The sequence below is a fragment of the Streptomyces sp. P17 genome (assembly GCF_032436805.1).
Lineage (GTDB): Bacteria > Actinomycetota > Actinomycetes > Streptomycetales > Streptomycetaceae > Streptomyces.
This window is the reverse complement of sequence record NZ_JAVRBF010000018.1, coordinates 1-21,363: the sequence shown is the minus strand read 5'-3', so window position 1 is coordinate 21,363 and position 21,363 is coordinate 1. Positions and strand designations below refer to the sequence as shown.

General features: G+C 71.4%; 23 protein-coding genes and 1 pseudogene. 13 read left to right on the top strand and 11 right to left on the bottom strand.

Translation table 11 applies throughout. The features are described from left to right. Both RMT89_RS14030 and RMT89_RS14025 read left to right on the top strand, forming a co-directional pair. On the top strand, window positions 1-864 hold the full coding sequence (locus RMT89_RS14030) for an acyl-CoA dehydrogenase family protein (RefSeq protein ID WP_315884066.1): 864 nt from the start codon (window positions 1-3) through the stop codon (window positions 862-864). 502 nt (window positions 865-1,366) lie between these two features. After that, a complete protein-coding gene (locus tag RMT89_RS14025; protein ID WP_315884065.1) occupies window positions 1,367-1,843 on the top strand; it encodes an ATP-binding protein in 477 nt (158 codons plus the stop codon). Between the two features lie 366 nt (window positions 1,844-2,209). On the opposite strand, the gene RMT89_RS14020 is transcribed toward RMT89_RS14025, so the two are convergent. Continuing rightward, window positions 2,210-3,136, bottom strand: coding sequence for a cyclase family protein (locus RMT89_RS14020; RefSeq protein WP_315884064.1), 927 nt, complete (start codon window positions 3,134-3,136; stop codon window positions 2,210-2,212). An 85-nt stretch (window positions 3,137-3,221) separates the two neighbouring features. Here RMT89_RS14020 and RMT89_RS14015 point away from each other — a divergent pair, with 85 nt between their 5' ends. The 3 genes from RMT89_RS14015 to RMT89_RS14005 are packed head-to-tail and all read left to right on the top strand — an operon-like array spanning window position 3,222 to window position 6,315. Further along, complete coding sequence (locus RMT89_RS14015; RefSeq protein ID WP_315884063.1) at window positions 3,222-4,097, top strand: SDR family NAD(P)-dependent oxidoreductase; 876 nt, start codon at window positions 3,222-3,224, stop codon at window positions 4,095-4,097. Between the two features lie 11 nt (window positions 4,098-4,108). After that, the gene (locus RMT89_RS14010) at window positions 4,109-5,260 is read left to right on the top strand and encodes an acyl-CoA dehydrogenase family protein (protein ID WP_315884062.1); all 1,152 of its coding nucleotides are present in this window, start codon (window positions 4,109-4,111) and stop codon (window positions 5,258-5,260) included. Continuing rightward, on the top strand, window positions 5,260-6,315 hold the full coding sequence (locus RMT89_RS14005; protein ID WP_315884061.1) for a Zn-dependent alcohol dehydrogenase: 1,056 nt from the start codon (window positions 5,260-5,262) through the stop codon (window positions 6,313-6,315). Before RMT89_RS14010 ends, RMT89_RS14005 begins: the two co-directional genes overlap by 1 nt. Here the strand turns inward: RMT89_RS14005 and RMT89_RS14000 are convergent. Further along, a pseudogene (locus RMT89_RS14000) lies at window positions 6,231-6,896 on the bottom strand (GlxA family transcriptional regulator); the annotation flags it as partial. The gene RMT89_RS14005 and the pseudogene RMT89_RS14000 sit on opposite strands and share 85 nt — an antisense overlap. 200 nt (window positions 6,897-7,096) lie before the next feature. Here RMT89_RS14000 and RMT89_RS13995 point away from each other — a divergent pair. Both RMT89_RS13995 and RMT89_RS13990 read left to right on the top strand, forming a co-directional pair. Continuing rightward, window positions 7,097-7,279, top strand: coding sequence for a hypothetical protein (locus RMT89_RS13995; protein WP_315884060.1), 183 nt, complete (start codon window positions 7,097-7,099; stop codon window positions 7,277-7,279). Then, window positions 7,216-7,707 (top strand): class I SAM-dependent methyltransferase, encoded by a 492-nt coding sequence (locus RMT89_RS13990; RefSeq protein WP_315884059.1) that lies wholly within the window; start codon window positions 7,216-7,218, stop codon window positions 7,705-7,707. Before RMT89_RS13995 ends, RMT89_RS13990 begins: the two co-directional genes overlap by 64 nt. 59 nt (window positions 7,708-7,766) lie before the next feature. Here the strand turns inward: RMT89_RS13990 and RMT89_RS13985 are convergent, their stop codons facing one another. The 3 genes from RMT89_RS13985 to RMT89_RS13975 form a co-directional block, all read right to left on the bottom strand. Beyond that, entirely contained in the window at window positions 7,767-8,117 is a 351-nt protein-coding gene (locus tag RMT89_RS13985; RefSeq protein WP_315884058.1) for an IS3 family transposase, read from the bottom strand. Continuing rightward, window positions 8,114-8,425, bottom strand: a complete 312-nt coding sequence (locus RMT89_RS13980; RefSeq protein ID WP_315884057.1) for a transposase — start codon at window positions 8,423-8,425, stop codon at window positions 8,114-8,116. Before RMT89_RS13980 ends, RMT89_RS13985 begins: the two co-directional genes overlap by 4 nt. 184 nt (window positions 8,426-8,609) lie before the next feature. Next, a complete protein-coding gene (locus tag RMT89_RS13975; protein WP_315884154.1) occupies window positions 8,610-9,203 on the bottom strand; it encodes a flavin reductase family protein in 594 nt (197 codons plus the stop codon). A 128-nt stretch (window positions 9,204-9,331) separates the two neighbouring features. Between RMT89_RS13975 and RMT89_RS13970 the strand changes: the two genes are divergently transcribed. Next, window positions 9,332-10,192, top strand: a complete 861-nt coding sequence (locus RMT89_RS13970; protein ID WP_315884056.1) for a hypothetical protein — start codon at window positions 9,332-9,334, stop codon at window positions 10,190-10,192. Window positions 10,193-10,290: 98 nt separating this feature from the next. Here the strand turns inward: RMT89_RS13970 and RMT89_RS13965 are convergent, their stop codons facing one another. The 3 genes from RMT89_RS13965 to RMT89_RS13955 form a co-directional block, all read right to left on the bottom strand. Next, a complete protein-coding gene (locus tag RMT89_RS13965; protein ID WP_315884055.1) occupies window positions 10,291-11,112 on the bottom strand; it encodes an enoyl-CoA hydratase-related protein in 822 nt (273 codons plus the stop codon). 1 nt (window position 11,113) lies between these two features. Further along, the gene (locus tag RMT89_RS13960) at window positions 11,114-13,339 is read right to left on the bottom strand and encodes an acetate--CoA ligase family protein (protein ID WP_315884054.1); all 2,226 of its coding nucleotides are present in this window, start codon (window positions 13,337-13,339) and stop codon (window positions 11,114-11,116) included. Between the two features lie 125 nt (window positions 13,340-13,464). Next, a complete protein-coding gene (locus tag RMT89_RS13955; RefSeq protein ID WP_315884053.1) occupies window positions 13,465-14,658 on the bottom strand; it encodes an NAD(P)/FAD-dependent oxidoreductase in 1,194 nt (397 codons plus the stop codon). Between the two features lie 392 nt (window positions 14,659-15,050). On the opposite strand from RMT89_RS13955, the gene RMT89_RS13950 reads away from it, so the two are divergent. The 4 genes from RMT89_RS13950 (at window position 15,051) to RMT89_RS13935 (ending at window position 17,516) form a co-directional block, all read left to right on the top strand. Further along, window positions 15,051-15,497, top strand: coding sequence for a DoxX family protein (locus RMT89_RS13950; protein ID WP_315884052.1), 447 nt, complete (start codon window positions 15,051-15,053; stop codon window positions 15,495-15,497). Beyond that, window positions 15,497-15,925: an OB-fold domain-containing protein gene (locus tag RMT89_RS13945; RefSeq protein ID WP_315884051.1), complete on the top strand. Its 429-nt coding sequence runs from the start codon at window positions 15,497-15,499 to the stop codon at window positions 15,923-15,925. Before RMT89_RS13950 ends, RMT89_RS13945 begins: the two co-directional genes overlap by 1 nt. Window positions 15,926-15,950: 25 nt before the next feature. Continuing rightward, the gene (locus tag RMT89_RS13940; RefSeq protein ID WP_315884050.1) at window positions 15,951-16,553 is read left to right on the top strand and encodes a GNAT family N-acetyltransferase; all 603 of its coding nucleotides are present in this window, start codon (window positions 15,951-15,953) and stop codon (window positions 16,551-16,553) included. Between the two features lie 87 nt (window positions 16,554-16,640). Then, window positions 16,641-17,516, top strand: coding sequence for a GNAT family N-acetyltransferase (locus RMT89_RS13935; RefSeq protein ID WP_315884049.1), 876 nt, complete (start codon window positions 16,641-16,643; stop codon window positions 17,514-17,516). On the opposite strand, the gene RMT89_RS13930 is transcribed toward RMT89_RS13935, so the two are convergent. The 3 genes from RMT89_RS13930 to RMT89_RS13920 form a co-directional block, all read right to left on the bottom strand. Then, complete coding sequence (locus tag RMT89_RS13930; RefSeq protein WP_315884048.1) at window positions 17,513-18,172, bottom strand: pyridoxal 5'-phosphate synthase; 660 nt, start codon at window positions 18,170-18,172, stop codon at window positions 17,513-17,515. The genes RMT89_RS13935 and RMT89_RS13930 overlap by 4 nt on opposite strands. A 10-nt stretch (window positions 18,173-18,182) precedes the next feature. Then, the gene (locus tag RMT89_RS13925; RefSeq protein WP_315884047.1) at window positions 18,183-18,608 is read right to left on the bottom strand and encodes a pyridoxamine 5'-phosphate oxidase family protein; all 426 of its coding nucleotides are present in this window, start codon (window positions 18,606-18,608) and stop codon (window positions 18,183-18,185) included. A 274-nt stretch (window positions 18,609-18,882) separates the two neighbouring features. Then, window positions 18,883-20,034 (bottom strand): thiolase C-terminal domain-containing protein, encoded by a 1,152-nt coding sequence (locus RMT89_RS13920; protein ID WP_315884046.1) that lies wholly within the window; start codon window positions 20,032-20,034, stop codon window positions 18,883-18,885. 79 nt (window positions 20,035-20,113) lie between these two features. Between RMT89_RS13920 and RMT89_RS13915 the strand changes: the two genes are divergently transcribed. Continuing rightward, window positions 20,114-21,363: acyl-CoA dehydrogenase family protein (locus RMT89_RS13915; RefSeq protein WP_315884045.1), on the top strand; the 1,250-nt coding region annotated here is incomplete at its 3' end.

The window sequence follows — 21,363 nt, the reverse complement described above, 5'->3', positions numbered from 1 at the left end:
ATGCGGTTTCAACTCACCGAGGACCAGCAGGCGTTGAAGGCAGGAATGCGCGAGCTGCTGGACCGGCGCTTCGGTGCCGACGCGCTGCGGGCGGCCGTGGACGAGCCCCAGCTGGACCGGGCGCTGTGGCGGGCGCTGGGCGAGGCCGGGTTCTTCGCGCTGCGCGTGCCCGAGGCCGACGGCGGGGTCGGACTCGGGCTGCCGGAGGCGGTGTTGGCGTTCGAGGAGGCGGGGCGGGCGCTGTTGCCGGGGCCGTTGACCGCCACCCAGCTCGCGGCGGGCTCGGTGCCGGGCGCGGCCACCGGGGAGACGGTCGTGACGGCCGTGGACGCCGGTCTGGTGGAGTGGCTGGCGCAGGCGGACGTGGTCCTCGGGAATGCGGCAGGGGCCGTACCGCTGCGCTCCATGGACCCCCTGACCCCGCTTCACCGAGTGGTCGACAAGGGCGAGGCGAACCCCCTCGCCGTCCTCCTCACCGCCGCCGAGCAGTTGGGCACCGCCACGCGCGCGTGCGAGCTCGCCGTGCAACACGCCCGGACCCGCGAACAGTTCGGACAGCCGGTCGGGGCCTTCCAGGCGGTGAAGCATCTGTGCGCGGACATGCTGGTGCGGGCGGAGACGGCCCGTGCCGCCGTCTACGCGGCCGCCGCGACCGAGGACCCCGCCGACATCGCCGCGGCCCGCCTGCTGGCCGACGAGGCCGCCGTGCGCGGCGCCCGCGACTGCCTCCAGGTGTACGGCGGCATGGGCTTCACCTGGGAGTGCGAGGTGCATCTGCATCTCAAGCGGGCCTGGGTGCGGGCACAGCGTGGCGGTGGAAACACGGTGAGTGAGGAGCTGCTCGCCGCCGATCTGGTCGCATGAGGGGCGAAAGGGCTCCTGGTCTGCGGATCCGAAAGCGCGGCGGTCACGGGTGTCGCGGATTGTGGCATACCGGAACTACGGAGCGTTGATATCGGGTTGTGTCCTACGTGTGACTCGTCACGGCCTGGAGTCGGCGCCTTGCTCCGGTACCTTGTGTGGGATGCGAGTGGTTCCGAGCACGAGCCATGCCGGAGTTGCCCTTGAGGCCGCTCCGGATCCGGCGGTGCGCGCCGGTCATCGCAGGGCGGGCGCGGTTTCGGCCCCCGCCTGTTCGACTCCCCGTCAAGTGCGTCGCACAGTATCCCGCACGGGTACTCCTTCGCGCTGGAATATGCCCGAAGCGCTTGTTGGGGTGACTGTACGTCAACCATGCTTTCTCGTAAGGGATTCACGTTCCGTGACCCTGGCTCCGGCCATTGTTCTGGTCATGCAAAAAATGGCTACGATCGTGGCCCTCGTGAGGCGCGGGGCTATGAGTCCGCCGGTTCGGATGGTGTGAGCGGTGCAGGTGCTTCAAGTGCAGCTGGAGATCCGGCCCGACCCCGCTGAGGTGGGGCGAGCCCGGAGGTGGGCCCGCTCGCGGCTCGCCGGATCCGGGATAGGGGTCGACGAGTCGCTGTCCGAGACGCTCATCCTGCTCGTGTCCGAACTGGTCACCAACGCCGTGGTGCACACCGGCTGTCCGGCCGTGCTGCGGCTCTTCCTGCCCGGGGTGGCGACAGGCACCGAGTCGGTCACCGTACGTCTGGAAGTGGTGGACGCCAGCGGCCGGGCGCCGGTGCCGCGTTGCGCGGGCGGCGGCGAGACGGGCGGCCGGGGTCTCGCCCTTGTCGACGGCCTCGCGGACCGCTGGGGCTGGATGCCCGACGGCCCCGGCAAGCGGATCTGGTGCGAACTGGACCAGTGCGCCGAGGGGCGCGCACGCGCGGTGGCCTACGGCGGCGGAGCCCTTGAAGGGCTGGCCTTCGAGGCGGTGTGACGGCGCCCGCGGTGTGCGCGTCGGTGTCCGCGGGTGTCAGGCCCGGAATCCTTGCGCCGGACGTGGTGCGATGCGCCGGGACATGCTTCAACGTGCGCCTGTCGCAAATAGGGCGTAAGTAATAAATCCCCGATGAGGTGTTGACGGCGCGTGTCCATTTGATCACGCTTGTGTTCAGCGATTCGCCGTGAGGGGACGACGAGGGTTTCGGTGACGGAAGCCCTCGACGAGTGTGGGTCGTGATTCGGCGTCGGCTCCCTCAGGGCCCGAGGGGCAGCCGGGGCGGGAGCGCCGGAGTCGGATGGCGGTGCGCGCTGCCGTGCTCGGGGCGGGCGGATCGCGCGCCGCCAGCCGCATATCCGGGACTCACAGTACGGCGACCGGCGCCACCGGAGCCCCCGTCGCGCCGACGAAGGGCTCGGGCGTCGCCGACAGCAGGAAGGCGTACCGCTTTTCTTGTCCACAGGCTGTGGACAACTCTTCCAGATTCCAGTTCTGCCCCTGCGGCATCCCCATCTCCACCAGGTCGAGGGCGTGCACGGGCAGCCACAGGTCCTCGATCTCCGGCGGGAAGATCTCGAAGGTGAGGGTGTCGTTGGCGACGGCGGCCACATCGCGCGCGTGGAACCACTCCGGGGTGCGGACCGAGAGCCCCGGCGACGGATAGCCGTAACCGTGCTTGTCCCCGGCGAGGCATACCTGCATCTGCCCGGTGCGTACGAGCACGATGTCGCCGGCCCGCACGCGCGTGCCCGCGAGTTCCTCGGCCGCCTCCAGGTCCTCGGGCGTCACGGCGTGCGCACCGTCGAGCCGTTCCACGCCACGCGCGCGTGCCACGTCGAGCAGCACCCCGCGCGAGACGATGTGCCGCGCGGTGGCCATCCCGGCGAACTCGGCGCCTCCGTGCGCGGTGATCGTGCCGGCCGGGCGGCCGTTGTAGAGCCGGCCCGAGTGCGAGACATGCGTCAGCGCGTCCCAATGGGTGCCCGCCTGCAGGCCCATGGTCACGGCGTCGTCGCTGCACGCGACCGTGCCCGGGCCGAAGATCTCCTGATTGATCTGCACCATGACGTGCAGAGGGTTGATCCGCCCGGGGATCATCCCGGTCTGCACGCCGTCCTGGCGCAGCGGCAGCGCGAGCGGGATCCGCCGTCCGGTGCGGACACAGGCCGCCGCCTCGCGGACGACCTCCTCGGTGATCAGGTTGAGGGTGCCGATCTCGTCGTCCGCCCCCCAACGGCCCCAGTTGTTCACGCGCTTGGCGATCTCATGGAACGCGTCCGGCAGTGACATCGGTCCCTCCCCGGGGCTTGTCTCCGACAGTCCGACGGGTCATAAAATCTAACGGTCCGTCAGAAACCGCGGGAAGGGGCCGGGCGTGGGGAACTTCTTGGCAGGCAAGGTCGTCGCCGTGACCGGCGCGGGACGGGGGATCGGCCGGGCGGTGGCGCTGGCGGCGGCGGCCGAGAGGGCGCGGGTCGTCGTCAACGACTACGGGGTCGCGGTGGACGGCGCCTCACCGACGAGCGAGGTCGCCGAGGGCGTCGTCAAGGAGATCGAGGCCGCCGGGGGAGAGGCGGTCGCGGTGGCCGACGACATCTCCACCATGGCGGGCGGGCAGCGCGTCGTGGACGCGGCCGTGTCGTCGTACGGGCGGATCGACGGGGTCGTGTGTGTCGCCGGGATTCTGCGTGAGCGGATGCTGTTCAACATGACCGAGGAGGAGTGGGATCCGGTGATCGCCACCCACCTCAAGGGGACGTTCACGGTATTCCGCGCGGCCTCCGCGGTGATGCGGGGACAGCGTTCCGGAACCTTGATCGGTTTTACCAGCGGGAACCATCAGGGGTCCGTTTCGCAGGCCAATTACAGCGCGGCGAAAGGCGGGATCATTTCGCTGGTACGGAGTGCCGCGCTGGGCCTGAACAAGTACGGGGTGACCGCCAATGCGGTGGCACCGGTCGCCCGTACGCGGATGTCGGCGAAGGTTCCCATGGAGCTGGCGGAGATCGGGGAGCCGGAGGATGTGGCGGCGCTCGTCGTCTATCTGCTGTCGGACCGGGCCAAGGAGCACGGGATCACCGGGCAGGTGTACACGATCGCCGGGCCCAAGCTGGCGGTGTGGGCTCAGCCCAGGGAATTGCGGGCCGCGTACGCGGAGGGGTCGTGGACGCCGGAACGGATCGCGGAGTTTCTGCCCGGAACGGTGGGAGCGGATCCCATGCCGTTGCTCCGGCCGCCCAACGCCTCGTAGAGGAGAGCCCTGTGGATTTCGGATTCAGTGCCGACGACGAGGCGTTCCGTGCGGAGGCCAAGGCCTGGCTCCGCGCCCATGCCGACCCCGATCTGGACCGCCGTACCTGGGAACGCACCCTCGGAGCGGCCGGATGGATCGGGCTCTCCTGGACCGCGACCGGGTACGGGAACCGGTCCGCCACGCTCACCCAACAGGTCGCCTGGGCCGAGGAGTACGCGCGGTCCGGCGCGCCCCCGCGCTCGGGGCACATCGGCGAGAAGCTGCTGGCGCCGACCCTGCTCGCGCATGGCACCGAGGAGCAGAAGGGCCGATTCCTGCCGCCCATAGCCGCCGGTGACGAGCTGTGGTGCCAGGGATACAGCGAGCCCGGAGCCGGGTCGGATCTGGCCGCCGTGCGGACCGTGGCCGTGCGGGACGTGCGGGGCGGGTACCGCATCACCGGGCAGAAGATCTGGACGTCCCTCGCGCACGAGGCCGACTGGTGTTTCGTCCTGGCCCGTACGGAACCGGGCTCCCGTCGCCATCAGGGGCTCAGCTTCCTCCTCGTCCCGATGGACCAGCCGGACCGCATCGACGTCCGTCCCATCCGGCAGTTGACCGGCACCAGCGACTTCAACGAGGTCTTCTTCGACGGCGCGCACGCGCGCGTGGAGCACGTCGTCGGCGGCGAGGGCCAGGGCTGGCAGGTGGCGATGAGCCTGCTCGGGTTCGAGCGCGGGGTGTCCACGCTGGCCCAGCAGATCGGCTTCGCACGGGAGCTGGAGCGGGTCGTGAAGGTGGCGGTGGAGACCGGAGCGGTGGCGGATCCCGTCCTACGGGACCGGCTCGTCCGGCAGTGGGCCGAGCTGCGCACCATGCGCTGGAACGCCCTGCGCACCCTGGGCGGCTCCGGTGACGCGGGCGCCTCCAGCGTGGCCAAGCTCCTGTGGGCCGGGTGGCATCAGCGGCTCGGGGAGCTGGCGGTGGCGGTGCGGGGTGCCGGGGCCGCGGTCGGTCCCGTCGACTGGGCGCCCTCCGCGCCGTACGAACTCGATCCGCTTCAGCATCTGTTCCTGTTCTCCCGGGCCGACACCATCTACGGCGGCTCGGACCAGGTCCAGCGCACGATCATCGCCGAGCGGGTGCTCGGTCTGCCCAGGGAGCCCAAGGGGGTCGTCTGATGCGCGGTGTGCTGTTCGACGGGAAGCGGACCGAGGTCGTGGACGACCTGGAGGTGCGGGAGCCCGGGCCGGGTGAGGTGCGGGTCGCGATCGCGGCGGCGGGGCTGTGTCACAGCGATCTGTCCGTGGTGGACGGGACCATACCTTTCCCCGTTCCTGTGGTGCTCGGCCACGAGGGCGCGGGGGTGGTGGAGGCCGTCGGGGCGGGGGTCTCGCATGTCGTGCCCGGGGATCATGTGGCGCTGTCCACGCTCGCCAACTGCGGTGCGTGCGCGGAGTGCGACCGGGGGCGGCCGACCATGTGCCGGCAGGCGATCGGGCGGCCGGGACAGCCCTTCCTGCGGGGTGGGCGCTCGGTGTACCAGTTCGCGTCCAACTCCGCCTTCGCCGAGCGGACGGTGGTGAAGGCGGTGCAGGCGGTGCGGATTCCGAAGGAACTTCCGCTGGTGTCCGCCGCGTTGATCGGGTGCGGGGTGCTGACCGGGGTGGGGGCCGTGCTCAACCGGGCGCGGGTGGATCGCGGAGACAGGGTGGTGGTGATCGGGACCGGCGGAATCGGGCTCAATGTCATTCAGGGCGCGCGGATCGCGGGTGCCCTCAAGATCGTCGCCGTCGACTCCAACCCGGCCAAGGAGGAGATCGCCCGCCGCTTCGGTGCGACCGACTTCCTGACCTCCACGGAGGGGGTGCGGGACCTCCTGCCCACGGGGGCGGACCACGCCTTCGAGTGCGTCGGACGCGTCGAGCTGATCCGCGAGGCCGTCGATCTGCTCGACCGGCACGGCCAGGCCATCCTCCTCGGCGTGCCACCGGCCACCGCCGAGGCGTCCTTCCGTGTCTCGACCCTCTACCTGGACAAGTCGATCCTGGGCTGCCGCTACGGATCCTCGCGCCCGCAGCGGGACATCGCGCTCTACGCCGACCTGTACCGGGCCGGCCGGCTGCTCCTCGACGAACTCGTGACCCGGACCTACCCGGTCGAGGACTTCGAGAAGGCGGCCGCCGACGCCGAGGCGGGCCGGGTGGCCCGGGCGGTGCTGACCTTCTCGGACTGACGGAAGGTCCGGCGGTACGCGGTCGGCGTCACCCCGAGCGCCGCCTGCAGATGCTGCCGCATCGACTGCGCCGTGCCGAATCCCGAGTCCTGGGCCACCTGGTCCATGGACAGGTCGGTGGACTCCAGCAGATGCCGGGCCCGTTCGACGCGCTGCTGGGCGAGCCACTGACCGGGGCTGACCCCGACCTCCTCGCGGAAGCGGCGGGTGAAGGTCCGTACCGACATGGCCTCCTGGGCCGCCATGTCCCGCAGCTGGATCGGCTCGTGGAGGCGGCCCAGGGCCCAGGCGCGGGCCCCGGTCGTCGTCGCCTGCTGGGGGTCGGGCACCGGACGGTGGATGTACTGCGCCTGGCCGCCGGCGCGGTGCGGGGGGACGACCGTACGGCGGGCGATCTCGTTGGCGACGGCGGTGCCGTGGTCGCGGCGGACCATGTGCAGGCACAGGTCGATCCCGGCGGCGACACCGGCCGAGGTCAGTACGTCGCCGTCGTCGATGAACAGGACGTCCGGGTCGACGCCGATGGCCGGGAACAGGCGCTGCAGCTGGTCCGTCTCCGCCCAGTGCGTGGTGGCGCGGCGAGATGGCGTCCCGCCAAGTGCACGACGCGGGACGCGACCGAGAGCCGAGGGCACCCAGACCAAGCCACGAACCCTGTACGAGGGTGAGGGCGGGGAACCCCTCGCTACTGGCCTATGCCGCCGTGCCTGTGCCCCAAGTGCAGGGGTGGGCGACATGACCGGAGCACCACGGACCCCCAAGCACGTGGAGGCAAGCCAGCATGAGTACGGCAGTAGTGATCCGCGACCCGAAGGCGTACGTCACCCCGGACGTGTGGGAGCGGGAGGTAGCCCTCCTCCTCCGCAACCCGGAGAACACGCGCGAAGCGTTCTCGGTCCCGTGGCCGGACGCCGGGTGCTCGAACTCGGCTCGGGGAGCGGCAGTAACCTCGCGCACCTCGTGACGCTTGGCGCGACTGGTCAAGGGGTGGACATCGCCCCCGCCCGCGAGACGGTCGCACGGGAGCGCTGGGGCGATCTGCCGGGCATCGCGTTCCGTACGGCGGAGGCGACGTCGTTCCTGAACGAGACGGACGAGACGTTCGATGTCGTGCTCTCGATCTTTGGTGCCGTGTGGTTCGTCGATCCGGACACCTTGCTCCCGCTGATCCGCTCGCGTATGGCGCCGGGCGGCACCCTGGCCTTCTCGCACTTGCCTCCAGGCAGTCAGGGGCCCAAGCCCGCCAAAGCCGGACTGCGGCATGACCGCACCCCTGATGAGTGGGGGCGCATCCTGACCGGGCACGGCTTCTCTGACGTGCGCGTGTCCCTGATCGACCCGCCAGAGGGCAGGGCCGTGGGCACGATGCTTGTCCGTGCCTTGGTGGCCTGACCGCGCGGCTGTGCGCCTGTCTCAGGACACCCCGGCTTTTTGGCAGACGGAGCGAACCGTCATGGCGCTCCCAGGTCCGGCGGGCGGGGCGCCGACGGCTCCGGCACGGTGGTCCGCCGCCGCTGACCGCGGATCACGCCCTCCAGGCCCAGCTCGCCCATCAGCCGCTCCACGTTGCAGCGGGCCACGACGACGCCCTTGCGCCGCAGCGCGCGGGTGATCCGCCGGGCCCCGTACGTGCCGCCCGACTCGGCATGAATCTGCTGGATCAGTGGCATGAGCTGCTCGTCACGGAGCCGGCGGGCAGACTTCGGCCGCTTCTTGCGGGCGTAGTAGGCCGACTCGGACCAGCCGAGCACCCGGCATACGGGCCCGACCCCGAAGCCGTCTTCCTTCAGGCTGTCGATCACCTGGTCGGCCTCGTCCGGGGACGGTCGAACTCCTGGGCAAAAAGCGCACTCGCCGGTTTGAGGATCTCGTCCGCCCGCCTCAACTCCGCTACTTCTTTGCGGAGTTGTTTCAACACCTCGTGCTCCCCGGTGGTCAGCCGGTCGTCGCGTTCCCCGGCGTCGGCCTCGGCCGGGCGGACCCAGCCGCGCAGGGCCTCCTTGTGGATGCCCAAGTCCTTCGCGACATGTGCGATCGGACGGCCGGTGGTGCGGACCTCACGGACCGCCCGCTCACGGAGCTCATCCGGGTATTTGCGTGGTGCTGGCACTGCTCGTGGTTCTCCTTCGGGCCGGGATCATAAGCCTGGCTTCAGGGACTCCACGAATCCGGGGTCAGCTCAGTTCGGGTCGTATGACGTCGTTTGGTATGCGTCCGGGGCGCTGTGCGCGGTGGCTGCGCTGATGGCGCTGGTGATCCGACGCCAGGGCGCTCCGCAGGTCGCCGTGTGAGGGTCAGAGGAACCGGCCCCGGTGGAACAGCAACGGCTCCGCGTCCTCCTCGGTCGCCCCCAGCGCGTCCACCCGCCCCACCACGATGAGGTGGTCGCCGCCCGTGTGGACCGCGTGGATCGTGCAGTCCACCCAGGCCAGGGCGCCCTCGATGCGTGGTGAGCCGGACGCCGGTGCCGCGTCGTAGGGGACCCCGGCGAACTTGTCGCCGCCGCTGACCGCGAAGCCGCGGCACAGGTCGCCCTGGTGGGCGCCCAGGACGTTGACGCAGAAGACGCCCGCGCGGGCGATGCGCGGCCAGGTCGTCGATGTACGGCCGACCATGAAGGCGATCAGGGGTGGGTCGAGGGAGAGGGAGGAGAAGGACTGGCAGGCGAAGCCGGCGGGGGAGGCCTCGCCGTCGGCGGCAGGTGACGTGACAACGGTCACCCCGGTCGCGAAGTTCCCGAGCACCCGACGGAACTCGGCCTGACCGACCGTCGCCCGCTCGTCCTCGCCGACACACCGCAACTCGGGCCGCGGCAACGGCTCCACGCGCGGGGCGTCGACCGACCTGAGGTAGCGGACGGCGGCTGCGGCCATCCCTGCGTGTCCCATCACGTCACCCATTGAAGCTGACGGGGTGTCAGATTGGAAGGGGTGTGCCGGGGCGCTCGGCCCGCGTGCGTACGCTGCGCGCATGGGGTGGGGAGAGAGACAGCGGGACGGCTCGACGAGGCCGTTGCGTGAGCTTTACGCGGCCGCCGCCGAAGGCCGCCGGTCAGCTTCCGGTGGTCTGGCTGGTCTGGTGGATCGGCGAGCAGTCCGGCGATACCTACGGCCGAGGGTTCAACTCGATGGGCATCGCCTGCGTGCTCGTCTTCGCCCCGCTGGTCCTGCCCGTGCTGGGGCTTCTGCATGCGCTGGCACAGTCCCCGCCGGCCGGTTGCCTGGCCGGGCTCGTCGTCGCACGCGCGCGTGGGCCGCGCTGGGCCTGGCATCAGGCGGGCAGCGTGCTGATCGGCGTGAGCTGGGCGGCGCTGACCACGGTGCTGTGGGACTGGCCCTTCCTCGGCACCGCCCTGTTGTTCGGGGCCCTCGGGATCTTTCCCGCCCTCGCCATGGCCTACGTCCCCAGGCGTCCCCGGTGGGGATTCTGGGGCGTCTGGTTCCGCTCGGGGCTGGCCTCCTTCGCGTTGTTCGTCGTGGTCGGCGTGGCCGGCGCGCCGGCGGGGAGCGCGGGGCTGATCAAGGGGTACGAACCTCCCGTCCTCTCCGCGGGGCAGCTCACCGGCGTCTGGCGGGGCGACGACGGGGCGGTTCTGCGGCTGGCTCCGGGCGGAAGGGCCGAGCTGACCGAGCTGCCCCTCCGCTCCGGCTTCGGGTCCGACCCCCCTTACACCGTCTGCGACGGCACCGGCACCTGGTCCCTGAAGCGGGAGGACGTTCGCTGGGACCGGGGCGGTGTCGCCCTGACGCTGGACGGCGGATGCGGGCAGGACACGTACTGGGTGATCGGCGGCACCGAGCAGGACCCCGAGCTGTTCGTGCTGTTCGGTGATCCGGACGCGGGGGATCTGCGGATCCTGAAGCCTCAGCGCCCTTGAAGCCGGCGCCCTTGAATCCTCAGTGCCCTTGAATCCTCAGCGCTGAATCCTCAGCGCCCCTGAATCCTCAGCGCCCCTGAATCCTCAGCGCTGAACCCTCAGCGCCCCTTGTAAACGGGACCCTTCCGCTCCACGAAGCTCGCCACCCCCTCCCGCGCATCCTCCGTCGTCATGTTGATCTCCTGCGCCGCCGCCTCCGCCGCGAAGGCGGTCGCGCGGTCGCTGTCGAGGGAGGCGTTGACGAGCTGTTTCGTCAGGGCGAGGGCGCGGGTGGGGCCGGCGGCGAGGCGCTCGGCCCACTCGCGGGCCGTCTTCTCCAACTCCCCGTCCGGGACGACCCGGTTGACCAGCCCGAGCCGCTCCGCGTCCGCGGCCGTCAGGGCGTCGCCGAAGAACATCAGCTCCTTGGCCCGTTGAGGACCGATCAGGCGGGGCAGGAGATAGGCGCCGCCGCCGTCGGGGACGAGACCCCGTCGGACGAACACCTCGATGAACCGGGCCGATTCCGCGGCGAGGACCAGATCGCAGGCGAAGGCCAGGTGGGCGCCCAGGCCCGCCGCCGTGCCGTTCACGGCGGCGATGACCGGCTTCTCGCAGTCGAGGACGGCGGCGACGAGGCGCTGGGCGCCCTGGCGGAGCATGCGGGAAACGTCGCCGGGGAGGCGGTCACCGGTCGTGGACGTGCCCCGCAGATCCGCGCCCGCGCAGAAGCCGCGGCCGGTTCCGGTGAGGACGACTGCCCTGACCGCCGCGTCCGCCGAGGCCTCGGCGAGGAGTTCGACGATGCGTTCTCGCTGGTCAGGGGTGATGGCGTTGAGGGCCTCGGGGCGGTTGAGCGTGATGCGGCAGACCCCGTTGTCAGTGGCGTGCTGTACCAATGACTCAACGGAATTCCCGGGCACACGGGGGGAATCAGACATGTCAGCGACACACCGCCAAAGCGTCCAGCGCCACCGCTCCCTGCCCCTGCTCCAGCACCATCAGCGGGTTGATGTCCAGCTCCGCGAGATCGTCCCCGAGCTCCAGCGCCATGCGCTGTACCCGCAGGACGACTTCGACGAGCGCGTCCGTGTCCGCGGGGGGCCGCCCCCGGACCCCGTCGAGGAGGGCCCGCCCGCGCAGTTCATGGAGCATGTCCCGCGCCTGCTCCTCCCCGAAGGGCGGCACACGTACGGCGGCGTCGCGCAGCACCTCGACCAGTACCCCGCCGAGCCCGACGGTCACGGTGGGCCCGAAGAGGTCGTCATGCGTCAGGCCCACGACCATCTCGACGCCCCGCTCGACCATCTGGCAGACCAGGATGCCGTCCAGGGAGACGTCCTCGTACCGCGCGATGTCCGTCAACTCCCGGTAGGCGTCGCGGACCTGGCTGGCCGAGGTGAGACCGACCTTGACCAGGCCGAGCTCGGTCTTGTGGGCGATCCGCGCGCCGGACGCCTTCATCACCACCGGGTAGCCGACCAGGCCCGCCGCCCGTACGGCCGCCGCCGCGCTGGTCACCAACTGCTCGCGCGGTACGCGAATGCCGTACGCCCGCAGCAGTTGCTTCGCCGCGTGCTCGCTCAGCTGCTGTCCTGGGCGCATCAGGGCCTGGGCCTTGCGGAAGGAAGGGGACGGGGTGCGCGGGGCGCGGTCGAAGGGGGAGCGGTAGCCGGTGCCGAAGCGGTGGTGGTCGAGGTAGGCGCGGACCGCGGTGATGCAGTTGGCGACCGTGCGGAAGGTGGCCACACGCGAGGAGCCGAGCAGGACTTCGCGGTAGGCGGGTTCGGTGCCGACCGGCGACCCCCACACCACGCACACCAGCTTGTCGGTGCGCTCGGCCGCGTCGACCAGGTCCTGCACGAGCCGGTCGCTGAGGGGCGGGAAGGGCCCGGTGACCGGACAGATGAGGACGCCCACCTCCGGGTCGTCGAGGATCGCGTCGATGATCTTCCGGCCGCGCCAGTCACCGACCGGATGGCCACCGTTGTCGACCGGGTTGGCCACGCTCAGATACTCGGGTATCCACTGGTGCAGCTCGTCCTGCCTGGCCTGGGACAGCACCGGCAGCCGCAGTCCCGCCTCGGTCGCCAGGTCCGCGAAGTGCGCGCCCGTGCCGCCCGAGATCGAATAGACGACGACGCCGTCGGCGCGCGGCGGCCGGGCCCTGGCCAACAGGGCGGCGGTGTCCTGGAGTTCGTCGAGGCCGTCGACGCGGATCACTCCGTACTGCCGCATCGCCGCGTCCACCACCGCGTCCGCGCCGGTCAGCGTGCCGGTGTGTGAGGCGGCCGTGCGGGCGCCGGTCTCGGTGCGGCCCACCTTGACCGCGACGACCGGCACCCTGCGCCGGGCGGCCCGGTCGGCGGCGAGCAGGAAGGAGCGGCCGTCCTTCAGGCCCTCCATGTAACAGGCGATGGCGCCCACCTCGGGGCGTTCGGCGAAGTAGGAGATGAAGTCGGAGGTTTCCAGATCGGCCTCGTTGCCGGTGGGCGCCCAGTGGGAGAGGCGGACGCCGAGTTCCTGGAGGGCGAAGACGGGGCGGCCCTGGTGTCCGGACTGGGTGATCAGGGCGATGGCCGGTCCTTCGAGGTCGGTGCGGAACTCCTCGAAGGCGTTGAGGTTGGTGTTGGGGCCCAGCAGCCGCATCCCGGACCGCTGGACGGCGGCGGCGAGCCGGGCCTGTGCGGCGGCGCCCTCCTCGCCGGTCTCGGCGAACCCGGAGGCGAAGACCACCGCGAACTTGACCTTGGCCTCGGCCAGTTCCTCGATCACGGGAAGGGGGTCGGCGACCAGCAGTACGGCGAGATCGACCTGCTCGGGCAGGTCGGCTACGGAAGGAGAGCAGGGGATGCCGAAGACGGACGGGCGGCTCGGGTGCACGGGATGGAGCCGGGCGCCGACCCGCTCGGACCAGGCGAGGAGTTGCCGGGTGACGCCCGTGTTGGGTCGGCCGTCGGCGTCGGAGGCGCCGATCACGGCGACCGACTCGGGCCGGAAGAAGCGGTCCAGATCGGGGACGCCCGCATACAGCGGACGCCCGCTGACATCGAGATCGTCGACCTCGGCCGGGCGGCCGTGGACGGCGGGGCCGGGCTGCTCGCCACAGGCGATGACCCGGGCCCGGCGGGAGTCGGTGGTGAGGGTGCCGTGGGTTGATCCAAGCATCGGTCCGCCCGCTCCTGTGTGACAGCGATTAACTGACGCACTGTCAGATTACTGGAACTGACGCGTCGTCAGGAATGGCTGTGCAGGCAAAGTTGCGTGGAGGAGCGGCTCCCAGGCAGAGAATCTCAGGTGACCGGCAGCTTGGACACCCGGTTCCCGGCCTCCTTCACCACGGCCTTGGCGATCCTCTCGGCGTCCATGGCCAGTTCCCGGAGCATGCCGCTGATGGGGTTGGTGAAGCCGGTGAAGTACAGGCCGGGGGTGTGGGCCGGGGTGCGGGCGCCGTGGACGACCGGTCTGCCGCGGGCGTCGAGGATGTCGAGGTGGCCGACGAGGGACTCCAGGGCGCGGACATAGCCGGTGGCGGCGATGACGGCGTCCGGCTCGACCAGGGTGCCGTCGGCGAGGCGTACCTTGCCGTCGTCGAAGCCGTCGACGGCGGCCACGACCTCGACCCGGCCCTTGCGGACGGCGTCGATGAGACCGACGTCCTGCACGGGGACGGCCCCTTCGAGGACCCGGCTGTACAGGCCGGTGTCCGGGCGGGGGAGGCCCTGCGCCGACAGGTCCGGCACGCTCAGCTTCGCCAGCGGGCCGGACATGCGGTCGACCAGGGCGACCGGCAGGCGTCGGCACAGCACGCCCGAGTACTGGGCGGCCCAGCCGGCCGTGGAGCGGCGCACGATGTGCGGGGCGGTGCGCACCGACAGCCGTACCCGGGAGGCGCCGCCCTCGACCAGGTCGACGGCGATCTCGGCGCCGGTGTTGCCGACACCGACGACGAGGACGTCACGGCCGGCGTACGGCTCGGGGTTGCGGTAGGCGGAGGCGTGCAGGAGTTCGCCGGTGTAGGTGGCGCGGCCGGGCCAGTCCGGGAGCCGGGGGGTGTGGTTGTAGCCGGTGGCGACGACCACCGCGGCGCCGGTCAGTTCGCGGCCGCCGGTGGCGTGCAGGAGCCAGCCGTTGCCGTCGGGTGCCCGGTCCACGCGGGAGACCTCGACGCCGGTGACGATCTCCAGCTCGTGGTGCTCGGCGTACTTCTCCAGGTACCGCACCACGTCGTCCCGGGCCACCCACCGCCCGAACCGGCGGGGCATCGGCAGCCCGGGAAGGCCCGAGAGACGGCGGGTGGTGTGCAGGCGCAGCCGGTCGTAGTGGCCGCGCCAGGAGGCGCCGACGTGGTCGGACTTCTCCAGGACGACGGCGCGTATGCCCCGGGCGCGCAGGGTGTGCGCGACGGCGAGCCCGCCGGGACCGCCGCCGATGACGTACACCGGGCGGTCCGCGTCGGCTGGTGAGTGCGCTGTGGAGTCGGCCATGAGCGCGAGCGTAATCACGCACCCCGTTGATGGGTCTCGGTCAAGACCGGAATTGGTTGCGGATTGATCACGCCTGCAGGAGGAGTGGGTGGGGCCGGTGGCGTACGGCGTCTGGTTGTGGGGTTTCGGAGGAGAGCCTCAGCCCTCGCGGCGACCGGCAGCCGTGACTGTCGCCGCGGCCGGAGCCATGACGGGAAACCGGTACCGCGGCTCAGGGGGTTGCCTGGCCTCGGCCGCGGCCACTCCGGCCGCCGCGCCGACGCCGCGAAGGCAGCCGTACTGGTGACAAAATTGCCAACAGTTCGGGCCCTTTCGTGGGGACCTCACAGCTTCATGGCGAACGCACAGCCGGGGGTTCCCCTCGAAACCATACCTGACGTACCGTCAGATCCATGGATTCGATCTGGCTCAGTGGCGCGGAATGGCTGGCCGTGCTCCGCATAGGCCTCGGTCTGTGGTGGCTGGAGAGCTGGCGGCACAAGGACAAGAAGAGCTGGTTCCAGGGCGGCGGGATCGCCTGGGCGGCGGATGTGGCGGCCAAGCACCGCTGGAACGCCGTACGTTCCGGCTTCGACGTGGTCGTCGCGCCCCGCCCGCGGACCATGGCGTACGTCGTCGCGTACGCCGAACTCGCCCTCGGACTGGGCCTGATCGCGGGCTTCCTGACCCCGGTCGCCCTGGTCGCCGGCCTGCTGCTCAACGGCGTCTACTTCGCGCTGATGATCCACGACTGGGCGGAACAGGGCCAGAACTCGATGATGGCGCTGATCTCGGTCGTCGCCCTGTTCGGAATGTCCTGGCAGACCTGGTCCCTGGACAACGCGCTGGGGCTCTTCTGATGGCGCCGCAAGCCGCCTTCGACGTCCCCGAGCCCGACGCCTTCACCCGCCCCTACTGGGACGCGGCGGCACAGGGCCGCCTGCTGGTCCGCCGCTGCCGGGCCTGCGGGCGGGCCCATCACTACCCCCGCGAGTTCTGCCCGTACTGCTGGAGCGAGGACGTGGCCTGGGAGACCGCGAGCGGCCGGGCCACGCTCTACACCTGGTCAACCGTGCACCGCAACGACCTCCCGCCCTTCGGCGAGCGCACGCCGTACGTCGCCGCCGTCGTCGACCTGGCCGAGGGCCCCCGGATGATGACGGAGATCGTGGAGTGGACCGGGTCGGAGGGGGAGGCGCCACTGCGGGCCGGGATGGAACTGGAGGCGGGGTTCCGGGACGGGGTGCCCGTGTTCCGCCCGCGAAAGCACGCACTCCCATGCGCATGAATGAGCGAGCGGCTTCAATGGCCTCATGGCCCTCGACGACCGGCGCTACACGGCAGCCTCCCTCCCCGGCCTGCGCACCCCGCACCTCTGGCTGCGCCCCTGGGACCCGGAGTCGGAGGCCGACGCCGAGGCCTGGCTGCGCGGACGCACCGACCCCGAGTTCCGGCGCTGGAACACCCCCCTGAGGTTCACCACGGACCTCGACACCGCGCGCGACCAGCTGCGGGCGTCGGCGCAGACCGCGGCGGAGGGCGCGGCGGCGCCGTACTGCATCGCGGACCCGGTGACCGGGCGGCCGCTCGGGCACATCGGCGTCAACGTCATCAACCGTGTGATGAACACAGCGCGCGTCGGCTACTGGGTCCTCCCCGAGGCGCGCGGACACGGACTCGCGACCCGGGCGCTCACCCTGGCCGCCCGCTGGGCGCTCACCGATCTGGGCCTGCACCGCCTGGAACTCGATCACGCCGTGGGCCACGTATCCTCCTGCCACATCGCCGAGCGCTGCGGTTTCACGTACGAGGGGACCCTGCGCGGCGCGATGTGGGAGGCGGGTCGCCACGACGCCTACCGGGACATGCATCTGCACGCGCGGCTTGCGGATGATCCGGATCCGGATGCGTCATGAGGGCGTGACTCTCGCGTCGATGTGACGGCCGTGTGTTCACCCCGGAAAGGCATGGCCAAGTCCCGTACAGACGCGGGATCATGAGACATGCGCTCGGACGACTGGTACGTCACCGAAGACCTCGACCGCTTCCTCGGCCACGCCGGTGGCTTCCTGCGGTCGCGCCCCGATCTGCACACCGTCGCCCTGACGGTGACGGAGTCGCTGCGGATGCGCGGGCTGCGCGCGTACGGCGGTGACGAACCGCCCGTGTTCGGGGTGATGGAACGGGACGGACAGGTGCGTGGAGCCTACTTCCGCACCCCGCCCTACCGGCTCAACGTCACCCCGCTCACCGCCGACGAGACCGACGCCCTCGCCGCCCACCTCGTCGCCACCGGTCACCCGGTGCCGGGCATCATCGGCACCCGCGAGACGACCACCGCCTTCGTCCGCTCCTGGCAGCGCCACACGGGCGCGACCTCGGCCCTGCGTCAGCGCCAACGGCTCTACCGGCTCGGCACATTGATGACACCGCGGCCCGTACCGGAGGGCAGTGCGCGGGTGGCGGGCGAGAAGGACAGGGACCAACTGATCCGCTGGTACCGCGAGTTCACCCAGAGCGTGGGGGAAACCGCCGCCGAGGAAATCGAGTCCTGGGCCGACCACCGCATCGCCTACGGCGGCGTCACCCTGTGGGAGGGCCTCGACGGCACGCCCCTCTCCATGTGCGGGGTCACCCCGATGGTCGCGGGACAGGTCCGTATCGCCCCCGTCTACACCCCGCCCCACCTGCGCGGACGCGGTTACGCCGGCGCGGTGACGGTCGTGGTCAGCCGCGCCGCCGTCCGCGCCGGCGCGGAGGAGGTCCTCCTCTTCACCGACATGGCCAACAACACCAGCAACGTCCTCTACCAGCGGCTCGGCTACCGGGCGGTGGCGGACTTCGAGGTGTACGACTTCCAGGGCGGTTCGGGTACCTAAGGCCAGAGAAGCTCCCGGGCCCAACCTTTGCCGGTACGGCGGTAGTTCAGCCGTACGTGCTGACGCTTCTCGTCGCCCTGGAAGAACTCCACCTCCTGCGGGAGCAGGCGGTAGAGGGTCCAGGTGGGGACAGGGGCGTCCGCTTCCTGCTGGGCCCGCGCCCAGGACTCGGCCGAGGCCCGCGCCAACTCCTCCAGGGAGCCGAGGACTTCGCTCTGCCGGCCGGTGAGCGCGGCGGCCAGGGCGCCGGTCGAGCGGGCGTGCAGATCGGCTTGGCTCTCCACCGACGGCGCCGCCGTCACCGGCCCCCGCACCCGCACCTGCCGCCCCAGCACCGGCCAGTAGAAGCCCAGCGCGGCATACGGCCGTGCCGCCAGCTGCCGCCCCTTCCTGCTGCTGACATGCGTGGCGAACGACCAGCCGTCCGCGTCCGCCCCGTGCAGCATCACGGTCCGTACGTCAGGGCGGCCCTCCTCGTCGGAAGTGGCCAGCGACATGGTGTGCGGCTCGATCTGCCCCGCCGTCACCGCCTCCGCGAACCAGTTCGCGAACAGCGGCAGCGGCTCGGCCGGCGCCGACCCCGGGTCGAAGGGCGGCAACTCGGTCACCTCCGGGTCCCACACCCGCAGTGACCTCAGCAGCTCATGAAGATCCATGCACCGATTGTCAGACGGTTCCCAGGTCCGAGGACACCCAACGCTCGGGCCGCATCCGTACGACCACCTGCTCGCCGTGGTTCTTCCAGGCGAAGTCCACGTATCCATCGACCTTGTCCGCGGGCAGATACCGCGCCGCGATCTCCCGCAGGTCATCGATCGTCGCAGGCACCGTCTCCACGACCGGGCCTTCCACCGATACGTACCGGATCGTCGGCTCCAGCCGGTCGACCATGAGCGTGTACCGGCCCGCCGCGCTGATCAGCTGGTTCTTCCGCGAGTCCAGCCCGGTCATGATCCACATGTTGCCGTCGTCCTCGACCTGGTACCAGATCGGCACGGTCAGGGGGCCGCGCCCCTCCCCCGCGTGCACCGCCAGTGCGGCGACATGAGGTTCTGCGAGGAACTGCTCGCGCTGTTCGCGGGTCAGGGCCATTTCCGGTCTCCTCCTGCGGATCGACGAGTCGTCCTGTGCTGTGGTGCACAACGAAGGCCGACGGGTGCCTGTTCCCCACCGGCCGGCGTCGCCTGCCCTACCGCGCCCGCCATGAGAAGAACCTCGATCATGCTCAGTGCCGTCGCCCTGACGGCCGCCCTCGCGGCGCCCTCCTCCCTCGCCGTTGAGCAGCCCCACGACGTCGGGCAGGCCACGCTCACCGGATGGGCCTCGCTGCCGGCGGAGACGTTCGTGCCGGGCAGCGGGCCGTCCTCTAAGCCCTGCCGAGCACGACCGTCCCCGACGAGCAGAACCACCCACCCGTCCCGGACGCCACCGCGAGGCGCGGCAACTCCCCCTCGCCGCGCCACACTTGCCGCGCCTCGCCCTCGCCGCGAAGCTGCCGCACCGCCTCCACCAGCAGGAACAGCCCCCGCATACCGGGATGTTGGGCCGACAGTCCGCCCCCGTCCGTGTTCACCGGCAGCTCCCGCGCCTGCACGAACGCCCCGCCCTCCCCCTTCTTGCAGAAGCCCAGATCCTCCAGCGTCACCAGCGTCATGTACGTGAAGGCGTCGTAGATCTCCGCCACGTCGATCTCCGTCGGCCGCACCCCCGCCCGCTCGAACGCCAGCCGCCCGCTCACCGCCGCCGGCGACACCGTGAAGTCCTCCCACTCGGACATGGCGGAGTGGGACACGCACTCCCCGCTCCCCAGCACCCACACCGGCGCCTTGCGGCAGTCGCGTACGTACTCCTCCGCCGCCAGCAGCACCGCCGCGCCGCCGTCGGAGCGGATGCAGCAGTGCAGCTTGGTGAAGGGGTCCGCGATCATCGGTCCCGACAGGACGTCGTCGATGGTGATCGGGTCCCGGAACATCGCCTCCGGGTTCAACGCCGCGTTCTGCCGCGCCTGCACCGCCACCTCGGCCAACTGCTCGATGGTCGTCCCGTGTTCGATCATGTGGCGGCGCGCGGCCATCGCGTACCTGGCGATGAGCGTGTGGCCGTACGGCACCTCGAACTGGAGCGGGCCGCGGGCTCCGAAGGAGAGGTTGCCGGTCCTCCGGCCCGCCCTGATGTCCGCGCGGGCTGTCGAGCCGTAGACCAGCAGGACCGCGTTCGCATGCCCGGCCGCTATCGCGTCGGCCGCGTGCGCCGCCATGACCTCCCAGGTCGAGCCGCCCACCGAGGTGGAGTCGACCCAGGTCGGGCGCAGGCCCAGATACTCGGCCACCTCGACCGGCGCGAGGACGCCGGTGCCGGCGGAGGCGAAGCCGTCGACCAGGGAGCGGTCGAGCCCGGCGTCCGCGAGGGCCCGGCGGGCGGCTTGGGCGTGCAGGGTGTACGGCGTCGCGTCGTCCACTCGGCCGCAGTCGGAGAGGGCGGCTCCGACCACGGCCACTTTCCGGTTTCCGTCAGCCACGACAGGCCTCTCCCTCTGTGCATCTCGACCCGGTCCTCCTAATATGACGGACCGTCAGTTCCGGAGGGAAGGGGCAGCGATGGACGCCGGTTTCACCGCCGAACAGGACGAGATCCGCCGTACTCTCCGCGAACTGCTGCACAAGAGGTGCGGCTCGGAGGAGCTGCGGGCCGCCATCGACACCCCGGCCGGGCACGACCCCGCCCTGTGGAGGGCCCTCGCCGAGCAACTCGGCCTGCCGGGCCTCGCCCTCCCCGAGACCTACGGCGGAGTCGGCTGCTCGGCGACCGAACTCGCGCTGGCGGCAGAGGAACTGGGGCGTCTTCTCACCCCCTCACCCCTCCTCGCCACCGCCGTCCTCGCCGCCCCCCTGATCCTCGCCCTCGGCACCGACGACCAGCGCGCCGAGCTACTGCCCCGAATCGCCGACGGCTCGCTCACGGCCGCCCTCGCCGCCCCCACCACAGCCCTGGCGCTCACTGGCGACAACGGTGGCGGCTGGGCGGGGGGTGGGCGCGCCGGCGGCATTCAGGCCCGGCGGGAGTCGGGCGGGGACGGGCGGGCGAGTGGTGCGCAGGCTGGGCGGTCAGAGGCTGGGCGGGTAGAAGGTGGCGCGCGGGCCGGGCGGGAGTCAGGCGGGCACGGGCGCGCGGGTGGCGCACAGGCTGGGCGGGCAGAGGGCGGCGCGCAGGCCGCGGGTGTCGTCGAGGCCCGGAAGGCGGTCGGGGGCGGCTGGCGGCTCTACGGCGAGACCGAGCACGTCCTCGACGGACACAGCGCCGGGATCCTCCTCGTCGCCGCCCACACCGGAGGCTTCGCCCGCTCCCGCACCGACCTCTTCCTCGTTCCCGGGGACGCCGAGGGGCTTGTCCGGGTGCGGCAGACCGCCCTGGACTCCACCCGCCCGCTCGCCCGACTCCAACTCCGTGACGTGCCGGCCGAGTTGCTGGGCGAGGAGGGTGCGGACGTCATCGCTGAACTCGCCCGCCTCGGAGACACCGTCGCCACCGTCCTCGCCTGTGAATCCGTCGGTGCCGCCGACCGAGTGCTGGAGCTCACCGTCGAGTATGTGAAACAGCGGGAGCAGTTCGGGCGGCCGATCGGCTCCTTCCAGGCCGTCAAGCACCGCCTGGCCGACGTCTACGTCCAGGTCCAGGCGGCCAGATCCGCCGCCTACTACGCCGCCTGGGCCACCGCCCGCCGGGAAGCCTTCGCCGGCCTCGCCCCCGCCGGCCGGGAAGCCTTCGCTGGCCTCGCCCCCGCCGGCCGGGAAGCCTTCGCCGGGCTCGCCCCCGCCGGCCGGGAAGCCTTCGCCGGGCTCGCCCCCGC